Source organism: Pigmentiphaga humi (assembly GCF_900606115.1).
GTDB lineage: Bacteria > Pseudomonadota > Gammaproteobacteria > Burkholderiales > Burkholderiaceae_B > Pigmentiphaga > Pigmentiphaga humi.
Genome location: NZ_UWPJ01000012.1, coordinates 108,486 through 125,323 on the forward strand (window position 1 = coordinate 108,486; position 16,838 = coordinate 125,323).

Genomic DNA, 16,838 nt, shown 5'->3' on the forward strand with positions numbered 1-16,838 from the left:
GCCTACAACAGTAGGCGGGCAGCAGCGCCTAAAACCTTTCTCTCCGAGAGGGATTTCGCGTTAGCGTAACGCCGCATCCTCCGGGCCTCGCCGGCCTTTCCCGTCCATCGGAGAACCACGCCATGCCGGCGACCGAGTCCACCGCTCCCTGGCGCATTTCCGGGGGAGAACCCAGCATCATCGCCGAATCTCTCGGCAAATCCTTTCTGACCGGTAATGTGCGCGAACGTATCCTGCGCAATTTGTCGGTTAGCATCATTCCAGGCGAGTTGACGCTGATTTCCGGCCCGTCGGGCTGCGGCAAAAGTACCCTGCTCGCCATCCTCAGCGGCATGCTGCGTCCCGACGAAGGCCGTGTCCGCGTACTCGGACAGGATCTGGGGCAACTGCGGCTCCAGGAACTCGAACGGTTCCGGCTCATGCATACGGGCTTCGTATTCCAAGGCTTCAATTTGTTTCCGGCGCTTACCGCGCAGGAACAGGTCATGTTGCCTTTACGCTACATCGGCATGCCTGCCCGGGAAGCCGACCAGCATGCCTGGTCCGCCCTGGAAGAAGTGGGCATGGCCGGCCGCGCCGGCATGCGCCCGGCCAGCCTGTCGGGCGGCGAGCAGCAGCGCGTGGCGATCGCCCGCGCGCTCGCCAAGCAGCCGGACCTGCTGTTCGCCGACGAGCCCACCAGCGCGCTGGACGCCGGCAACGGCATGAAAGTCATCGACATCCTGCATCGCATCGCACACCGCCACGGCGCCACGGTGTTGTGCGTCAGCCACGATCCGCGCCTGATCGGCCATGCGGATCGCATTTTGACCATGGAAGACGGGAACATCCTCGACGATCGCCGCGTGGACGTGCCCGTTGCCGTTTATTCATAGATAGGAGCGCCCGGACCTCGTGCTTTTCCGTGCCCACTTTTTCCGCCTCACGGCCTTCGCCATGCTTGCCGGCAGCACGCTGCTCGCGGGGTGTTCGCGGCCGGCCGACCCGCAGGCCGAGTCCGGCGCGGCCGACCAGCCGGCCTACGCCGCGGTGGCCCGCGGCCGGGTCGACGTCGAAGGCGGGCTGATCCGCGTCGGCGCGGCCGTGGACGGTACGATCGCGCAGGTGGCCGTACGCGATGGCGACAAGGTCCGCAAAGGCCAGCCGCTGATCGACCTGGACCCCGCCGCAGCCCGGCTCGCGGTCGATGCCGCCCAGGCCGAACTGCGCCAGTTGCAGGCCCAGGAACGGGTGCAGCGCGGCCGCATTGCCGGCCTGAAGCAGCAGGCCCAGCGCCTGGCCGAAGCTGCTGCCGGCGGCGCCGTGACCGGCCAGTCGGCCGACGACGCCCGGCATGCCGCGGTCCAGGCCGAGGCGGAAGCGGCCGCGGCCCTGGCCGCAGTCGAGGTCGCGCGCCAGAAGGTGCTCGCCGCGCAATGGACGCTCGAGCGCCAGCAGATACGCGCGCCCGCCGACGGCGAAATCGTCGGCCTGAAAGTACAACTGGGCAACACCGTCACCACGCAGACCGAACTGCTGCAATTGCTGCCGCGCCGGCCGCTGCTGGTGCGCGCCGACGTCAACGAAGCCTACGTGGCCGCGCTCAAGCCCGGCATGCAGGCCGAGATCGTTTCCGAGGCTTCGCCGGAAGCCCCCCCCACCGCCGCCCGCCTCGAACGCATAGGCAGCGTCTACCAGGCCATGCCGCCCGGCGACGATCCGCAAGACCGGGTCAGCCGCCGTGGCGTCGAGTCCCTGCTGTCCATCGCCCATCCCGAGAAACTGCGCGTCGGCCAGCGCGTGCTCGTCCGCTTTCTTCCTTGAAGGCTTTTTTATGTTGATCGACCTCCACTCCGCCAAAGGGCTCGCCGAATCCGAATGGATCGTGCTGTGCGACTTCGACGGCACCATTTCCACACGCGACGTCACCGACACCCTGTTGGACCGCTTCGGCAAGCCTGGCTGGCAAGCGCTCGAAGAGGCCTGGGAACGCGGCGAGATCGGCTCGCGCACCTGCATGGCCGAACAGATCGCGCTGATCGACGCCAGCAAGGAAGAACTGGAAGAACTGGTCGACAGCATAGAAATCGATCCGGCGTTTCCGGATTTCGTCCGGCAGGCGCGCGCGCTGGGTGTGCCGGTGCACGTGGTCAGCGACGGCCTGGCCGCGGTCATCACCCGCGTCCTCGGACGCCATGGACTGGCCGATCTGCCGGTCGTGGCCAACCGCATCAAGCAGGTCGGTCCGCGCAGTTGGAAGCTGGACTTCCCGTACGCCGATGCCGCCTGCAGCAAGGCCAGCGGCACGTGCAAGTGCTCGTATGGCGCCGACGTGCGGCAATCGCGCTCGCGCATCCTCTACGTCGGCGACGGCGCCTCCGACTTCTGCGTGGCCGGCACCGTCGATTTCGTGCTGGCCAAGCACCGGCTGATCGACTATTGCCGCGACCACGGCCTGGTCCACATTCCGATTGCCGGCTTCAGCGAGGCCCGCAATGCGCTCGAATTCATCCTGGGTGGCCAACTGCACGCGATCGCGCAGCCGCCGCGCGAGTTCGGCGTTCCTCCCGCTGCAGCAGGCAGGGCCTGAACGCGCAGGACCTAGTTCGAACGGTTTTCATGATTACATCTGCGGATTTCTACTTCGAAGGCGGCCGCTCGGGCGTGCTGCTCATACATGGATTGACCGGTACGCCGAACGAGATGCGTACCGTTGCCAAGGGCCTGCACCGCGCGGGCTACACCGTTTACGGGATGCAGCTCGCCGGGCATTGCGGGGACGTCGACGACCTCGTCCGGACCCGCTGGCAGGATTGGTACGCCAGTGTCGAGCAGGCCCTCGACAAGCTCGGCCGCGAAGTCGACCACTGCTTCGTGGCGGGCCTGTCCATGGGCGCGGTGCTGGCGCTCAAGGCCGCCGCCGACCACCCCGACAAAGTGGCCGGCGTAGGCGTCTATGGCGCGACCTTCCGCTACGACGGCTGGAACATCCCCTGGTATTGGCGCCTGTCGTTCCTGCTGCCCTGGTTCAAGCGCCTGAACATCTTCCAGGACAAGGTGTTCGACGAAGAGCCGCCCTACGGCCTCAAGGACGAGCGCCTGCGCGCCGCCGTCTCGTCCAGCATGCTCGGCGGCGACAGCGCCGACGCCGGGCTGCCGGGCAATCCCTTCCCTGCCCTGGCCGAGCTGATCCAGCTCTCGGCCGTCGTGCGCAAGCAGCTGCCCCAGGTGCGCTGCCCCTGCCTGGTGATGCATGCCGCCCATGACGACATGGCCAGCGTGGGCAACGCCGAACTGGTAGTGCAGCGCGTGCGCGGTCCCGCCAAGCTGGTGCTGCTGCACGACAGCTACCACATGATCACGGTGGACCGGGAACGCCGCGAAGTCATCCGCGAGTCGGCCGAGTTCTTCGACGCCGTGGCGGCGCAGCGCAAGGCGCTCGCCACCCCCGGCTCGGCAGACGCGACGCTGGCGATGGCGCGATGACGCCGCTCGTCGCGCTGCTCTGGACGCTCAACGTCCTGGTGGACACCGGCGGCCAGCTCGCCTTCAAGGCTGCCGCCAGCCATCCCGCCGGCGGCAGCGGCCTGCAGTACTGGCGGCAACTGGCCGCGCGGCCCTGGATCTGGATAGGCATAGGCTGCTATATCCTGGAATTCGTAGTCTGGCTAGCGTTCCTGTCGCTGGTGCCGCTGTCCGAAGGCGTGCTGCTCGGCTCCATCAACATCGTCGCCATCATGATCGCCGGCCGTTTCCTGTTCAACGAACGCCTGACGCCGCTGCGCGTGGCCGGCATCGCCCTGATCGCCGCCGGCGTCGCCGTGGTGGGAATCCCCTGATGGGCCGCTTCTACCTGATAGGCTTCGGCCTGCTGATGGCCTTCGATACGCTCGCGCAGGTCAGCTTCAAGCTTGCCGCCAACCACGCGATGCCGCTGGCCGCCGATCTCGACTGGCTGCTGCGGGTATTCGGCCAGCCCTGGATATATGGCGCCTTCGTCGGCTATGTAGGCGCCTTCTTCACCTGGATGGCCTTGCTCAAGCGCGCGCCGATCGGCCCGGCATTCGCCGCCTCGCACCTGGAAGTCGTAACCGTCATGCTGGCATCGGTATGGCTGTTCGACGAGCATATCGGCACCCACCAGACCGTGGGGGCCGTGCTGATCCTGGCCGGCATCGTCTGCCTGGCCTTCGGCGAGGCGCGCGAAGCCCCCGCCGACGCCGGCCATGGCGCCTGAGCCCGGCGCCGTCGAGATCCCGCCCACCGCCGGGCTGCCGCTGCGTGCCGGCGACCTGCTGCCGGCAGGGCCGGCCGACCTGGAAACCTTCGTGGCGCGCTGGCTGGGCGTCGACGCGCTGCAGCTCGAATGCTCCGGCACCGCCAGCCTCGTCGTCGCCCTGACGGCGCTGGCCGGCGCCAGCGCCCGCAAAACCGTGGTGCTGCCGGCTTATACCTGCCCACTGGTGGCGCTGGCCGTGCACCGCTGCGGGCTGCGCATCCGCCTGTGCGACCTCGCGCCGGGGCACTTCGACTTCGACCGGGATGCGCTGGCCGCCGCCTGCGGTGCCGACACGCTCGCCATCGTCGTCACTCACCTGGCCGGCCGCGTGGCCGACCTCGACACGGCGCTGGACTGCGCCGCCTCCTGCGGCGCGGCGGTGATCGAAGATGCGGCGCAGTCGCTGGGCGCGCGCCGCCATGGCCGCAGCGTGGGCCTGGAGGGCGATGCCGGATTCTTCAGCCTCGCGGCAGGCAAGGGCTTGAGCATTTTCGAAGGCGGCTTGCTGCTGGCGCGCGACCCGGCGATGCGAGCGGCGCTGCAGACCGGCAGTGCGCGCCTGGTGCCCGCCGACTGGCGCTGGGAGCTGCGGCGCAGCGTGGAGCTGCTGGGCTATGCGGCGCTGTACGGCCCGCGCGGGATGCGCCTGGCCTACGGCAATCCGCAGCGCGCGGCGCTGCGGGCGGGCGACCCGGTGCGCGCGGCCGGCGACGATTTCTCGCTGGCCATTCCCTTGCATCGCGTCGGACCCTGGCGGCGCGGCGTCGGCGCCCGCGCGGCGCGCCGCCTGCCCGCCTTCGCCGAAGCGGCCACCCGGCGCGCGCTGCAGCGCCTGCCGCGGCTCCAGTCCCTGCCCGGCGTCCAGGTGCTGCACGACCGGCGCCCCGATGAACAGGGCGTATGGCCCTTCTTCATGCTGGTGCTGCCCGACGCCGCGCGCCGCGACCGCGTGCTGGCGCAGCTATGGGGCGCCGGCCTGGGCGTGGGGCCGCTGTTCGTCCATACGCTGCCGGACTACGACTACCTGCGCGCCATCGTGCCCGCGGCCGACGTGCCCCGGGCCCGCGATTTCGCCGCCCGCTCGCTCTCCATCAGCAATAGCCATTGGCTGGACGACGGCCGCTTCGACGCGCTGACGGCGCGCCTGGCCAAGCTCTTGTCCTGACGGGCCCGGAGGGACCCGGCCTTACAGGAACCGGTCCAGCATGCGCCGGCTCGCCCGGTCGAGCTTGTCCAGGTCGCGGATCAGGAAATGGATGCCGTGGCCGTCCGAGATCAGCAGCTTGGACTGCGAGATGCGGCGGATGTCCTGCTCGCTCTTGAGCGCCAGCCGGGCCTCGCCGCGGCTGGTCTCGACGGTCCAGGCAGTAGGCGTCACGTAACTGTCCACCGACACGATGCGCAAGATCTCCGGCATGAACTCGCGGCGCGCCAGTTCGTCCCTGACCAGGTCGCGCGCCTGCGGCGGCAGCTCGTCGAGCCGGGAAATCCACGCCACTTCATGGCCGGTAGGGCCGACCAGCGAAATATCCTCGGATTCGGTATCGATGGGGAAAGCGCGCACCGGCACGACCTCTTCGGCGGGGCCGCCGTCGGCGGGCGTATGGATCAGCCGGCCGAAGGCGTTGCGGCTCAGCATGAAGGGAAAGCCGTTGCTGGCCGGGATGCTCATGACTCCTCCTCGCTCCAGGTATTGTCGCTGCCCGGCGGATCGAGCTGGCGGGTCTGCGCCTGGTGCAGGCGATAGTACGCGCCGCCCTTGGCGATGAGGTCTTCGTGGCGGCCTTCCTCGACGATGCGGCCGCGGTCCAGCACCACCAGGCGGTCGGCCCGGCGCAGCGTGCTCAGGCGATGCGCCACGGCAATCGTGGTGCGGCCCTGCACCAGGTTGTCCAGGGCCTTCTGGATCTCCTGCTCGGTGGAGGTATCCACCGAAGATGTCGCTTCGTCCAGGATCAGGATACGCGGATCGATAAGCAGCGCCCGGGCGATCGAAATACGCTGGCGCTCACCGCCCGACAAGGCCTGGCCCCGCTCGCCCACCAGCGAGTCGTAGCCGTGCGGCAGCCGCAGGATGAACTCGTGGGCATGGGCCGCCCGCGCCGCGGCGACGATTTCCGCGCGCGTGGCATGGGGCTTGCCGTAGGCGATGTTCTCGGCCACGGTGCCGAAGAACAGGAAGGGCTCCTGCAGCACGACGCCGATGTTGTGGCGGTACTCGGGGATGGACAGCGCGCGGATGTCCACGCCGTCCACCTTGATCGAGCCCTGCGATACGTCGTAGAAACGGCAGATCAGGTTGACCAGCGTGCTCTTGCCCGAGCCGCTGTGGCCCACCAGGCCGATCATCTCGCCCGGCGCGATGTCCAGGTCGATGCCGCGCAGCACGGCGCGCGTGCCGTAGCGGAACACCGCGTCGCGGATCTGGATGCGGCCTTCCACATGCGCGAGCGGCACCGGGCTGGCCGGCTCGGGCACGCTGGAGACGCGGTCCAGGATGTCGAAAATGCGCTTGGCGCCGGCCGCCGCCTTCTGCGTGACCGAGACGATGCGGCTCATGGAATCGAGCCGCAGGTAGAAGCGGCTGATGTAGGCCAGGAAGGCGGCCAGCACGCCGACCGAGATGCGATGGTTGGCGATCTGCCAGATGCCGAAGATCCAGACCACCAGCAGCCCCACTTCGGTCAGCAGGATCACGGTGGGCGAGAACATGGACCACACCGTGTTGACCCGGTCGTTGACCGCCAGGTTGTGGTTGTTCGCCTCGCGGAACCGCGCCACTTCGCGCTTTTCCTGGGCGAAGGCCTTGACCACGCGAATGCCGGGAATGGTGTCGGCCAGCACGTTGGTGATCTCGGCCCAGTTGCGGTCGACCTTCTCGAAGCCATGGCGCAGCTTGTCGCGCACCAGGTGGATGAGCCAGGCGATGAAGGGCAGCGGCAACAGCGTGACCAGGGCCAGCCAGGGGTCGATCGAGACCAGGATGGCCGCGGTCATCAGGATCATCAGCACGTCGGTGGCGAAATCCAGCAGGTGCAGCGACAGGAACACGCAGATGCGGTCGGTCTCGTTGCCGATGCGCGCCATCAGGTCGCCGGTGCGCTTGCCGCCGAAGTATTCGAGCGACAGCTGCTGCAGGTGCTCGTACGCGCTGGTGCGCAGGTCCGCGCCTATGCGTTCGCTGACCCAGGCCAGGATGTAGGTGCGGCTCCAGCCCAGCACCCAGGCCACGAGCGCCGCGGCCAGCAGGCCCGAAAGATAGAACCCGGCCAGTTCGTAGTCGATGGGCTGGCCGTTCTGGAACGGGATCAGCACGTCGTCCATCAGCGGCATGGTCAGGTACGGCGGCACCAGCGTGGCCGCGGTGGACAGGACGGTCAGGATGAAGCCGGCGATCAGCCGGCCGCGGTACGGACGCGCGAAGCGGCGCAGCCGCAGCAGCGCCCAGCCTTTGGGCGCGCTTTCGGCGTCCTCGTCCTCACAGGCGGGGCACACGGACTCGCCCGGCGGCAGCGCGGCGTGGCAGCGCGGGCACGCCGGCGCCAGCCGCACGGCCACGCCCCCCTCGGCCAGCGCCGCGAGCTGGCGTTCGAATTGCTCGGAAAAGCGCACCGCGCCCACGTGGTGGGCCATGGTCGTGCGCCACAGCGCCAGGCGCTCCCGCGCGTCCGCGAGTTCGATCCCCACCACGCCGGCGTGGTCGGACAACGCCAGCTTCAGGCCCTCGTGCAGCGGCCACGCTTTCCAGCCCTGCACGCCCTGCGCCGCCGACAGCAGGCGCCGCTCGGTCAGGATGAGCAGCCCGCGCGCATAGCGCAGGTCGGTGTCGAGATCCAGCTCGACCCAGGCGCAAAGGCTTTCTCCTTCGGCCATCGAGGGCAATGCCTGGTCGCGCCAGGCGTCGGGCAGGGAGGCGAATGGGGAAGGCGCGGTCATGAGCGGGGAGTGCCCCAAATTAGCAACATAAGGGTTTGTAACTATTTTTGATTCGTGAAATTATGTCAGGATCGCGTAAGTATTATAGTTACCCGCGTTCTTATCCCATACGACCAAATAATGCGTTGTAGCGCCGCATCGGGGGATTCCCTAGGCTGCCTCTCGGGCCTTGCCCGTACCGCGTGTGCCCAATACATTTCCGCAGACTGCGTGGAATCCGCCCCCACTATCCGCTTCGCGCGCCCTCGCGGCATCGGCAGCCCCCGGAGCCGGATCCGCGGTGCCGTGAGCCGGACAGCGCAATTCTGTAGTAGCCGATAGCACCTCGTTCTGGATATTGAACCAATCGATATGAACCGCAAACGCATTGACATCCTGAACGTGCTATCCCTGCGCGGCCCCAGCATGTGGACATATCCGCCCGTGCTGGAAGCCTGGGTGGACATTGGCGAGCTGGAGGATTTTCCCTCCAACCTGATTCCCGGCTTTTACGAGCGCCTGTCCAGCTGGCTGCCTACGCTGATCGAGCACCGCTGCAGCTACGACGAGCGCGGCGGCTTCCTGCGCCGGGTGCAGGAAGGCACCTGGCCCGGGCATATCCTGGAGCACGTCACGCTGGAACTGCAGAACCTGGCCGGACTGCCCGGCGGCTTCGGCAAGGCCCGCGAAACGTCCACCCGCGGCGTGTATCGCGTGGTGGTCAGCGCCTACCAGGAAGAAGTCACCCGCGCCGCCCTGGCCACCGCGCGCGACCTGGTCATGGCCGCCATCGAGGACCGGCCGTTCGACGTCCCGGGCGCCCTCGACGCGCTGCGCGACCTGGTCAACGAATACTGGCTCGGCCCCAGCACCGCCAGCATCGTACAGGCGGCCGAAGATAGGCGCATTCCGTACATTCGCCTGAACCAGGGCAATCTGGTCCAGTTCGGCTACGGCGCCGCCCAGCACCGCATCTGGACGGCCGAGACCGATCGCACCAGCGCCGTGGCCGAAGGCATCGCCTGCGACAAGGACCTCACCAAGAGCCTGCTGCAGGCCTGCGGCGTTCCCGTTCCCGAAGGACGCATGGTCCAGAACAAGAACGACGCCTGGGAAGCGGCGCAGGACATCGGCCTGCCCGTGGTGATCAAGCCCTGCGACGGCAACCATGGACGCGGCGTATTCCTGGACCTGAACACGCGCGAAGCCATCGAGACCGCATTCGGCGTCGCCAGCGGCGAGGGCAGCGGCGTCATCGTCGAACGCTACGTGCCGGGCAACGAACACCGGCTGCTGGTCGTGGGCGACCGCCTGGTGGCGGCCGCGCGCGGCAAGACCGCGTCGGTGACCGGCGACGGCAAATCGACCATCCTCGAACTGATCGCCGCGCAGCTCAACTCCGACCCGCGCCGGGGCAATACGGAAGAGCATCCGCTGAACCTGGTGGCGCTGGATTCGGCGGCCCGCATCGAGCTCGAACGCCAGGGCTGCCACGGCGACGCCGTCCCGCCCGAAGGCGAGGAAGTGCTGATCCAGCGCAACGGCAACGTCGCCTTCGACTGCACCGACGAAGTCCATCCCTCCATCGCCGCCCACGTGCGGCTGGCGGCCCGCATCGTCGGCCTGGACATCGCCGGCATCGACCTGGTGGCCGAGGACATCTCCCGGCCGCTGGAAGAGCAAGGCGGCGCCATCGTCGAAGTGAACGCCGGCCCCGGCCTGCTCATGCACCTGAAGCCCGCCGACGGCCAGCCGCGCCCGGTGGGCCGCGCAATCGTCGATCACCTTTTCCCCAACGGCGGCGAAGGACGCATTCCGCTGGTCGGCGTCAGCGGCAGCCACGGCACCACCCTGGTGACGCAGCTGGTCGGCCAGTTCCTGCGCCTGTCCGGGCTGCGCATGGCGGCGGCCTCCAGCGAAGGCCTGTTCTTCGACCGGCGCCGGGTGCAAGCCGACGGCGCAAGCTGGGAAGCGGCGCGCCGCGCGCTGCGCAACCCCATGATCGAGGCCGCCGTGATCGAGAACGGCGCGCGCGCCATCCTGACCGAGGGCCTGGCCTACGACCGCTGCCAGGTCGGCGTGATCACCAGCCTGGACCCGGCCCAGACCCATCCCGACCTTTCCATCCTCGAGCCGCAGCAGATCTACAACGTGCTGCGCACCCAGGTCGACGTGGTGCTGCCGACCGGCTATGCGGTGCTCAACGGCGACGACGGGCAGGTCGCCGACATGGCCCGGCTGTGCGACGGCGAGGCGATCTTCTATGCGCTCGACCGCGGCAACGCCCGCGTGGCCGAGCACCTGGCGCAAGGCAGGCGCGCGGTCTATGCAGCCGGCGGCGCCATCGTGCTGGCGCAGGGCGAAGCGGTCACCGAGCTCACGCCGCTGTCGGCCATCCCCTGCCTGGCCGGCCACGGCGACCTCGGACTGGTGCTGGCCGGCGTGGCCGCGGGATGGGCGCTGGACCTGCCGCTGGACTGTCTGCGCGCGGGCGTGGAGAGCTACAGCCCCCCCCTACGCGCTTACGCGCGCCCCCCAGGGGGCGGCACTGGCGGACTGGCGGAGCCAGATCCGCTGTGCCCTGGGTCGGGCGGGGGGCTGGCGTACGCGCCGGGCAGTGCGCAGCACCATGAATAAATGAATCAGGAACACAGACACATGGAAGTCTCACGTATCCGCGCGCTGCGGGGCCCCAATCTGTGGAGCCGCCGCACCGCGCTCGAAGCGATCGTTTCCTGCGACGAGGCCGAACGCGACATCGCCCGCATCGCCGGCTTCGAAGACCGCCTGCGCGCGCGCTTTCCCGCCATCGGACTGCTCCAGCCCGTGGGGCAGGAGAACGCGATCCCGCTGGCGCGCGCGCTGGGCCTGACGGCGCTGGCGCTGCAGGCGCAGGCCGGCTGCCCGGTCACCTTCCTGGCCGCGGTGCCCACGCTGGAATCCGGCATCTACCAAGTCGCGGTCGAGTACACCGAAGAAGCGGTGGGCCGGCTGGCGCTGGAGCTGGCCGAGCAGCTGTGCGCGGCCGCCGTGCGGGATGCGCCCTTCGATCTCGAAGCCGCGCTGGCCCGGCTGCGCGATCTCGACGAAGACGTGCGCATCGGCCCCAGCACGAGCGCAATCGTGCAGGCCGCCGTGCAGCGCGGCATCCCGTTCCGCCGCCTGACCGAGGGCAGCCTGGTCCAGTTCGGCTGGGGCAAGCGCCAGCGGCGCATCCAGGCGGCCGAAATGGACCGCAGCAGCGCCATCGCCGAATCGATCGCGCAAGACAAGGAACTGACCAAGATGCTGCTGCACACGGCCGGCGTGCCGGTGCCGCAAGGACGGCCGGTAAGCGACGCCGAAGACGCCTGGGCCGCAGCGCAGGAGATCGGCGCCCCGGTGGTGGTCAAGCCGCAGGACGGCAACCAGGGCAAGGGCGTGGCGGTCAACGTCTCGACCCGCGAACAGGTGCTCGCGGCCTACGAAGTGGCCGAGCGCTACGGCTCGTCGGTCATGGTCGAGCGCTACATCCCCGGCCACGATTTCCGCCTGCTGGTGGTCGGCAACGCGCTGGTGGCGGCCTCGCGGCGCGATCCGCCCCAGGTGTTCGGCGACGCGGTCCACACCATCCGCGAACTGGTCGAGGAGGTCAACAAGGATCCGCGGCGCGGCGAAGGCCACGCCACCAGCCTGACCAAGATCCGGCTGGACGACATCGCCATGGCCACGCTCGCCAAGTCCGGCTATACGCCCGACTCGGTCCCGCCCAAGGGCGCGCTGGTGATCCTGCGCAACAACGCCAACCTGAGCACGGGCGGCACCGCCACCGACGTGACCGACGACGTGCATCCGGAATTCGCCGCCCACGCCATCGCCGCGGCGCGCACCGTCGGCCTGGATATTTGCGGGGTGGACGTGGTCGCCGGCACCGTCATCCAGCCCATGGAAAGCCAGGGCGGCGCCATCGTCGAGGTCAACGCCGCGCCGGGCCTGCGCATGCACCTCGCGCCTTCCTACGGCAAGCCGCGCGCGGTGGGCGAAGCCGTCATCGCCGACATGTTCGCGTCCGACGACGACGGCCGCATCCCGCTGGTGGCCGTAGCCGGCACCAACGGCAAGACCACGACCGTGCGCCTGATCGCCCACCTGCTCGGCGCGAAGGGCCACACCGTGGGCATGACCAATTCCGACGGCGTCTACATCGGCGCGCAGCGCATCGACGTGGGCGACTGCAGCGGCCCGCGCAGCGCGCGCAACGTGCTGCTGCACCCCGACGTGGACGCGGCGGTGTTCGAAACCGCGCGCGGCGGCATCCTGCGCGAAGGCCTGGGCTTCGACCGCTGCGACGTCGCGGTGGTCACCAACATCGGCATGGGCGACCACCTGGGCCTGAACTTCATCAGCACCGTCGAAGACCTCGCCGTGGTCAAGCGCGTGATCGTCGAGAACGTCGCGCCCACCGGCACCGCCGTGCTCAACGCCGCCGACGCCAACGTCGCGGCCATGGCCGAAGCCTGCCCGGGTTCGGTGATCTTCTTCTCCAGCGACCGCCAGCACACGCTGATCACGACCCATCGCGCCAAGAACCAGCGCGTGGTCTACCGCGACGGCGACGACATCGTCGCGGCACAGGGCGGCGAGGAACACCGCATCGCGCTGGCCGGCATTCCCATCACCTACGACGGCGCCATCGACTTCCAGGTCGAGAACGCGATGGCGGCCATCGCCGCCGCCTGGGCGCTGGGGCTGGATTGGGACACCGTGCGTCGCGGCGCGGGCAGCTTCGTCAACGACGCGCAGACCGCTCCCGGGCGCTTCAACCGCTTCACCTTCCGCGGCGCCACCGTTTTCGCCGACTACGGCCACAACCCCGACGCCATCCATGCGCTGGTGCGCGCGATCGAGCGCATGCCCGCCAACCGGCGCTCGGCGGTCATCAGCGGCGCCGGCGACCGGCGCGACATCGACATCCAGAAGCAGACCGAAATCCTCGGCGCGGCGTTCGAGCAGGTCGTGCTGTACGAAGACCAATGCCAGCGCGGCCGCCAGGACGGCGAGGTGCTGGCGCTGCTGCGGCGCGGCCTGGAAGGCGCCACCCGCACGCGCGACGTGCGCGAGATCCGGGGTGAGTTCCTCGCCATCGATACGGCCCTGGACGAATTGCAGCCGGGCGACCTGTGCCTGATCCTGGTCGATCAGGTGGAAGAGGCGCTGGCCCACATTGCCGGGCGCATCGCCGACGACGCGCTCAAGGGCGCGACGCTGTCCCCAGCCGGTCTATCAGCCGCGCATTGAGCGCGAGCTGCTGCGCCTGCCAGTCGGCCAGGCGCTCGGCCGACGGCGCCTGCTGGCCGTCGGCGGCGCTCAGCCAGCGCTTCCACCACGCGCGGTAGCGATACAGCGACACCTCGCCGGTGATGTCGCTGCCGATCACGGTGCCGGCGAGCGCATCCAGCGCGGCGTACAGGTGCGATTCGCGCAGCACGCCCTGGTCCCAGTTCGTCCGGGCCACGTCGGGGCTGAACACGTCCTTGTCGATGGAAACATAGGCCGGCTCGCGCGATGCGGCCAGCATGGGCAGGACCGCCTGCATCAGCGCCTCGGGCCCGGCGAAGCTGCGCACCGCGCTTCCCAGGCCGGCCATCCTGGCCCAGCCCACGCCCACGTCCATGCACCAGTAGCTCAGCTTGCCCGCCGCCAGCGGCCGCAGGTAATTCTCCCAGCTGTGCCGCCAGCCCACGTCGCCCGAGGTAATGCCGATCACGTGCACGTGCGAGACGAAAGGCAGCCGGGCCACGCGCCGCACCCACGAGCCGCAATGGATGCCGAAGGCGTAGCGCATGTTGTCCGGATGGTTGTCGAACACGATCACCCGGAACGGTCCGCGCTCGTGCCGGCGCTCGATCAGCGGCCAGCTCAGGTGATGGAAATCGCCGCTGCCCATCAGTACCGGACCATGGCTGGCCGGCATGCGCGCATCCAGGTGGTCGCGCAGCCTGCGAAAGGCGGCGAGCGAGCAGCCGAAGCGCGCGGTCTCCTGCCAGTCCTGCAGCGGCACCACCTCGGCGCCCGGCATGCCGAGGCAGGAACCGTCGAAATCCAGCACCAGCGGCGCAGGCGTGCTCATGGCCGCGCCCCCCCGTCGCGCCAGGCGCGATCGCTTTCGAAACGGCCGGCAAAACGCGCCAGCACGGCGCGCAGCAGCGGGTTGCGGATGTACACGGCATGCCGGGTGAAGGTGAATGCCGCGCCCAGGTAGGACTTGATCTGCGGGTCGGTCCAGCCGGCGATGTAGTGGCGCAGCCCGCGTTCGATGGCGTACTCGAGATTGACCATCCAGCTCACGAAATACAGATTGTGCTCGCGCGCCTCGGGATAGAGAAAGCCGACGTATTTGTCGACCAGGTTGCCGTCGCACTCGTAGCAGAGGTTGTAGCCTATCATCCGGCCGCCATGCCGGTAGACGAACACGACGCCGCCGCTGGCGGCATCCTGCAGCACACGCTGGAAGAACGACGCAGTCAGCCGGTCGAAGTGGATCTCGCTCTGCGCGTAGACGTTCTCGTAGAGCGCATAGAATTCGGCCAGCACGGCAGGCTCGAAAAAGCGCGGATCGCCGACCGGCACGCGCTCGATCTCCAGTTGCGCGCGGGCGCGCAGCTTACGGCGGATATCCTTGCGGCGCGAGTGCGACAGGCGCGCCAGGTAGTCGTCCACGCTGGCGAAATCCACCGCCACGTAGGCCAGCGCCTGGCCTTCGACCAGCACGAAGCCCTGCTCCCGGCAGGCTTGCGCCAGCGCCTGAGCGTGCGCGTTTTCCGCGGTGCTCAGCAGCGGCGAATCCTGGGGAAGATCCTTGACGATCAGCAAGGGCTGGCGCGTCCCCTGCTCGTGCCGGAGCCGGCCGGCCAGCGCGGCCGGTTCGGTGCCGGAAGCCAGCAGCGCGTATTCCGATACGGTGGTGCCGACGAAGGCGGTGCGCGGCTGCAGCAGTCGGCGCCACAACCGGAAGCCGGGCAGGCGCCGGACCAGCCGGCGGGTGGATTCGTCGGCCGTGGTCAGCAGGTCGAAGCGGGCGCTGAACATCGGCCCGCCGTCGCCCGTCACCCACGCGGTGAAGCCCTCCGGCGGGCAGGCCAGGAAATGGCCCACCAGCCCTTCGGGTTCGAGGCGATTCAGGTAAGGCCGCATGAAGTCCGGGCGGGCGCCCGGACCGTCACGCTCAGCCGCCATTCTTCGCGCGGGTCAGCAACTGGTCGAGCAGCGCCAGGCCCTGGTCGATTTCCTCGGGCGTGATGTGCAGCGACGGCGCGAAGGTGATGACGTTCTTGTAATAGCCGCCCACGTCCAGCACCAGGCCCATCTTCTTGCCGTTGTAGTCGAGGTCGCCGGACAGGCCGATGTCGACCATGCGGTCCAGCAGCGCCTTGTTGGGCGTGAAGCCGTCTTCGGTGCAGATCTCGGCGCGCAGCGCCAGGCCCAGGCCGTCGACGTCGCCGATCTCGCGGTGGCGCTTCTGCAGGTCCTTCAGGCCCTCCAGGAAGTGCGCGCCGCTCTTCATGACCATGGACTCGTAATCGACCTCGGCCAGCATCTTCATGGTTTCCAGGCCCACGGCGGTGCCGAGCGGGTTGGAAGCGAAGGTCGAGTGGGTCGATCCCGGCGGGAACACGGTCGGGTTGATCAGTTCTTCGCGCGCCCACAGGCCGGCCAGCGGGTTCAGGCCGTTGGTCAGCGCCTTGCCGAACACCAGCACGTCGGGCTTGACGCCGAAGTGCTCGATGGCCCAGAGCTTGCCGGTGCGGTAGAAACCCATCTGGATCTCGTCGACCACCAGCAGGATGTTGTACTGGTCGAGGACTTTCTTGAGGCCCTTGAAGAAGCTGGCCGGCGGCACGACGTAGCCGCCCGTGCCCTGGATCGCCTCGACGTAGAAGGCCGCGTATTCGGCCTGCTCGACCTTGGGATCCCAGACGCCGTTGTATTCGGTCTCGAACAGGCGGGCGAAGCCGGCCACGCAATGCTCGCTGTATTCCTCGGCCGTCATGCCGCGCGGACGGCGGAACGGATACGGGAAGGGCACGAAGTGCGCGCGCTCGCCGAAGTGGCCGTAGCGGCGGCGGTAGCGGTAGCTCGAGGTGATGGCCGAGGCGCCCAGCGTGCGGCCGTGGTAGCCGCCCTCGAACGCGAACATCAGGCTCTTGCCGCCCGTGGCGTTGCGCACCAGCTTGAGCGAATCTTCGACGGATTGCGAACCGCCGACGTTGAAGTGGACGCGGCCCTTGTAGCCGAACTTGCGCTCGGCGTCCTGCGCGATGACTTTGGCCAGTTCGATCTTGGTCGGGTGCAGGTACTGGCTGGCGACCTGGGGCAGCACGTCGATCTGCTGCTTGAGCACATTATTCAGGCGCTCATTGCCATAGCCGAAGTTGACCGCCGAATACCACATCTGCAGGTCGAGATAGGCCGTGCCCTTGGCATCGTATATATAGCTGCCTTCGCAGCGTTCGAAGATCTTGGGCGGATTGACGTAGTGGACTGTATCGCCGAACGAACAATATTGCGCTTCGTCCGCCAGCAATTGGGATTCGGAACTCATGGAATGGAAAGCCTCGGAATAGAGGGGGCAGCCGCAGTTCGCTGCCGGGCTGGCGCCCTGTTTAGCCGTTACGAAATCATCGTC

The 16,838-nt window shown here is 68.6% G+C and carries 14 protein-coding genes; 9 read left to right on the plus strand and 5 right to left on the minus strand.

The genetic code is table 11. The features are described from left to right. Positions 1-122: 122 nt before the first annotated feature. The 7 genes from PIGHUM_RS06855 to PIGHUM_RS06885 are packed head-to-tail and all read left to right on the plus strand — an operon-like array spanning position 123 to position 5,423. Positions 123-875, plus strand: a complete 753-nt coding sequence (locus PIGHUM_RS06855; RefSeq protein ID WP_124078649.1) for an ABC transporter ATP-binding protein — start codon at positions 123-125, stop codon at positions 873-875. Between the two features lie 19 nt (positions 876-894). Next, entirely contained in the window at positions 895-1,803 is a 909-nt protein-coding gene (locus PIGHUM_RS06860) for an HlyD family secretion protein (RefSeq protein WP_124078650.1), read from the plus strand. Positions 1,804-1,813: 10 nt separating this feature from the next. Further along, complete coding sequence (locus PIGHUM_RS06865) at positions 1,814-2,569, plus strand: MtnX-like HAD-IB family phosphatase (protein WP_124078651.1); 756 nt, start codon at positions 1,814-1,816, stop codon at positions 2,567-2,569. Positions 2,570-2,598: 29 nt separating this feature from the next. Further along, entirely contained in the window at positions 2,599-3,465 is an 867-nt protein-coding gene (locus PIGHUM_RS06870; RefSeq protein WP_124078652.1) for an alpha/beta hydrolase, read from the plus strand. Continuing rightward, entirely contained in the window at positions 3,462-3,818 is a 357-nt protein-coding gene (locus tag PIGHUM_RS06875) for an EamA family transporter (protein WP_124078653.1), read from the plus strand. Before PIGHUM_RS06870 ends, PIGHUM_RS06875 begins: the two co-directional genes overlap by 4 nt. Continuing rightward, positions 3,818-4,216 carry a DMT family transporter gene (locus tag PIGHUM_RS06880; protein ID WP_124078654.1) on the plus strand — a complete coding sequence of 133 codons (399 nt, stop codon included), beginning with the start codon at positions 3,818-3,820 and terminating at the stop codon, positions 4,214-4,216. Before PIGHUM_RS06875 ends, PIGHUM_RS06880 begins: the two co-directional genes overlap by 1 nt. Next, the gene (locus PIGHUM_RS06885; RefSeq protein WP_124078655.1) at positions 4,206-5,423 is read left to right on the plus strand and encodes a DegT/DnrJ/EryC1/StrS family aminotransferase; all 1,218 of its coding nucleotides are present in this window, start codon (positions 4,206-4,208) and stop codon (positions 5,421-5,423) included. The genes PIGHUM_RS06880 and PIGHUM_RS06885 overlap by 11 nt, the downstream gene beginning before the upstream one ends. A 21-nt stretch (positions 5,424-5,444) precedes the next feature. Here PIGHUM_RS06885 and PIGHUM_RS06890 read toward each other — a convergent pair whose 3' ends face one another. Both PIGHUM_RS06890 and PIGHUM_RS06895 read right to left on the minus strand, forming a co-directional pair. Then, positions 5,445-5,930: a cyanophycin metabolism-associated DUF1854 family protein gene (locus PIGHUM_RS06890; protein WP_124078656.1), complete on the minus strand. Its 486-nt coding sequence runs from the start codon at positions 5,928-5,930 to the stop codon at positions 5,445-5,447. Then, a complete protein-coding gene (locus tag PIGHUM_RS06895; protein ID WP_124078657.1) occupies positions 5,927-8,194 on the minus strand; it encodes a cyanophycin metabolism-associated ABC transporter in 2,268 nt (755 codons plus the stop codon). The genes PIGHUM_RS06890 and PIGHUM_RS06895 overlap by 4 nt, the downstream gene beginning before the upstream one ends. A 351-nt stretch (positions 8,195-8,545) precedes the next feature. Between PIGHUM_RS06895 and PIGHUM_RS06900 the strand changes: the two genes are divergently transcribed. Together PIGHUM_RS06900 and cphA are read left to right on the plus strand one after the other, a co-directional pair. Beyond that, entirely contained in the window at positions 8,546-10,810 is a 2,265-nt protein-coding gene (locus tag PIGHUM_RS06900; RefSeq protein ID WP_124078658.1) for a cyanophycin synthetase, read from the plus strand. Positions 10,811-10,831: 21 nt separating this feature from the next. Beyond that, complete coding sequence (cphA, locus tag PIGHUM_RS06905; RefSeq protein ID WP_124078659.1) at positions 10,832-13,450, plus strand: cyanophycin synthetase; 2,619 nt, start codon at positions 10,832-10,834, stop codon at positions 13,448-13,450. Here the strand turns inward: cphA and PIGHUM_RS06910 are convergent. From PIGHUM_RS06910 to PIGHUM_RS06920, 3 genes are read right to left on the minus strand one after another with little or no spacing between them, the layout of a single operon-like run. Continuing rightward, positions 13,404-14,282, minus strand: coding sequence for an arginase family protein (locus tag PIGHUM_RS06910; RefSeq protein ID WP_124078660.1), 879 nt, complete (start codon positions 14,280-14,282; stop codon positions 13,404-13,406). The two genes, cphA and PIGHUM_RS06910, sit on opposite strands and share 47 nt — an antisense overlap. Beyond that, entirely contained in the window at positions 14,279-15,388 is a 1,110-nt protein-coding gene (locus tag PIGHUM_RS06915) for a GNAT family N-acetyltransferase (RefSeq protein ID WP_246012991.1), read from the minus strand. The genes PIGHUM_RS06910 and PIGHUM_RS06915 overlap by 4 nt, the downstream gene beginning before the upstream one ends. Beyond that, positions 15,378-16,754 (minus strand): aspartate aminotransferase family protein, encoded by a 1,377-nt coding sequence (locus PIGHUM_RS06920; RefSeq protein WP_124078661.1) that lies wholly within the window; start codon positions 16,752-16,754, stop codon positions 15,378-15,380. The genes PIGHUM_RS06915 and PIGHUM_RS06920 overlap by 11 nt, the downstream gene beginning before the upstream one ends. Positions 16,755-16,838: the final 84 nt, after the last annotated feature.

Excerpts from the sequence above, each read along its gene's own strand:
- PIGHUM_RS06855 (WP_124078649.1), top strand. The coding sequence starts at position 123 with ATGCCGGCGACCGAGTCCACCGCTCCCTGGCGCATTTCCGGGGGAGAA.
- PIGHUM_RS06865 (WP_124078651.1), top strand. The coding sequence starts at position 1,814 with ATGTTGATCGACCTCCACTCCGCCAAAGGGCTCGCCGAATCCGAATGG.
- PIGHUM_RS06870 (WP_124078652.1), top strand. The coding sequence starts at position 2,599 with ATGATTACATCTGCGGATTTCTACTTCGAAGGCGGCCGCTCGGGCGTG.
- PIGHUM_RS06875 (WP_124078653.1), top strand. The coding sequence starts at position 3,462 with ATGACGCCGCTCGTCGCGCTGCTCTGGACGCTCAACGTCCTGGTGGAC.
- PIGHUM_RS06880 (WP_124078654.1), top strand. The coding sequence starts at position 3,818 with ATGGGCCGCTTCTACCTGATAGGCTTCGGCCTGCTGATGGCCTTCGAT.
- PIGHUM_RS06885 (WP_124078655.1), top strand. The coding sequence starts at position 4,206 with ATGGCGCCTGAGCCCGGCGCCGTCGAGATCCCGCCCACCGCCGGGCTG.
- PIGHUM_RS06890 (WP_124078656.1), bottom strand. The coding sequence starts at position 5,930 with ATGAGCATCCCGGCCAGCAACGGCTTTCCCTTCATGCTGAGCCGCAAC.
- PIGHUM_RS06895 (WP_124078657.1), bottom strand. The coding sequence starts at position 8,194 with ATGACCGCGCCTTCCCCATTCGCCTCCCTGCCCGACGCCTGGCGCGAC.
- PIGHUM_RS06900 (WP_124078658.1), top strand. The coding sequence starts at position 8,546 with ATGAACCGCAAACGCATTGACATCCTGAACGTGCTATCCCTGCGCGGC.
- cphA (WP_124078659.1), top strand. The coding sequence starts at position 10,832 with ATGGAAGTCTCACGTATCCGCGCGCTGCGGGGCCCCAATCTGTGGAGC.
- PIGHUM_RS06910 (WP_124078660.1), bottom strand. The coding sequence starts at position 14,282 with ATGAGCACGCCTGCGCCGCTGGTGCTGGATTTCGACGGTTCCTGCCTC.
- PIGHUM_RS06915 (WP_246012991.1), bottom strand. The coding sequence starts at position 15,388 with ATGGCGGCTGAGCGTGACGGTCCGGGCGCCCGCCCGGACTTCATGCGG.
- PIGHUM_RS06920 (WP_124078661.1), bottom strand. The coding sequence starts at position 16,754 with ATGAGTTCCGAATCCCAATTGCTGGCGGACGAAGCGCAATATTGTTCG.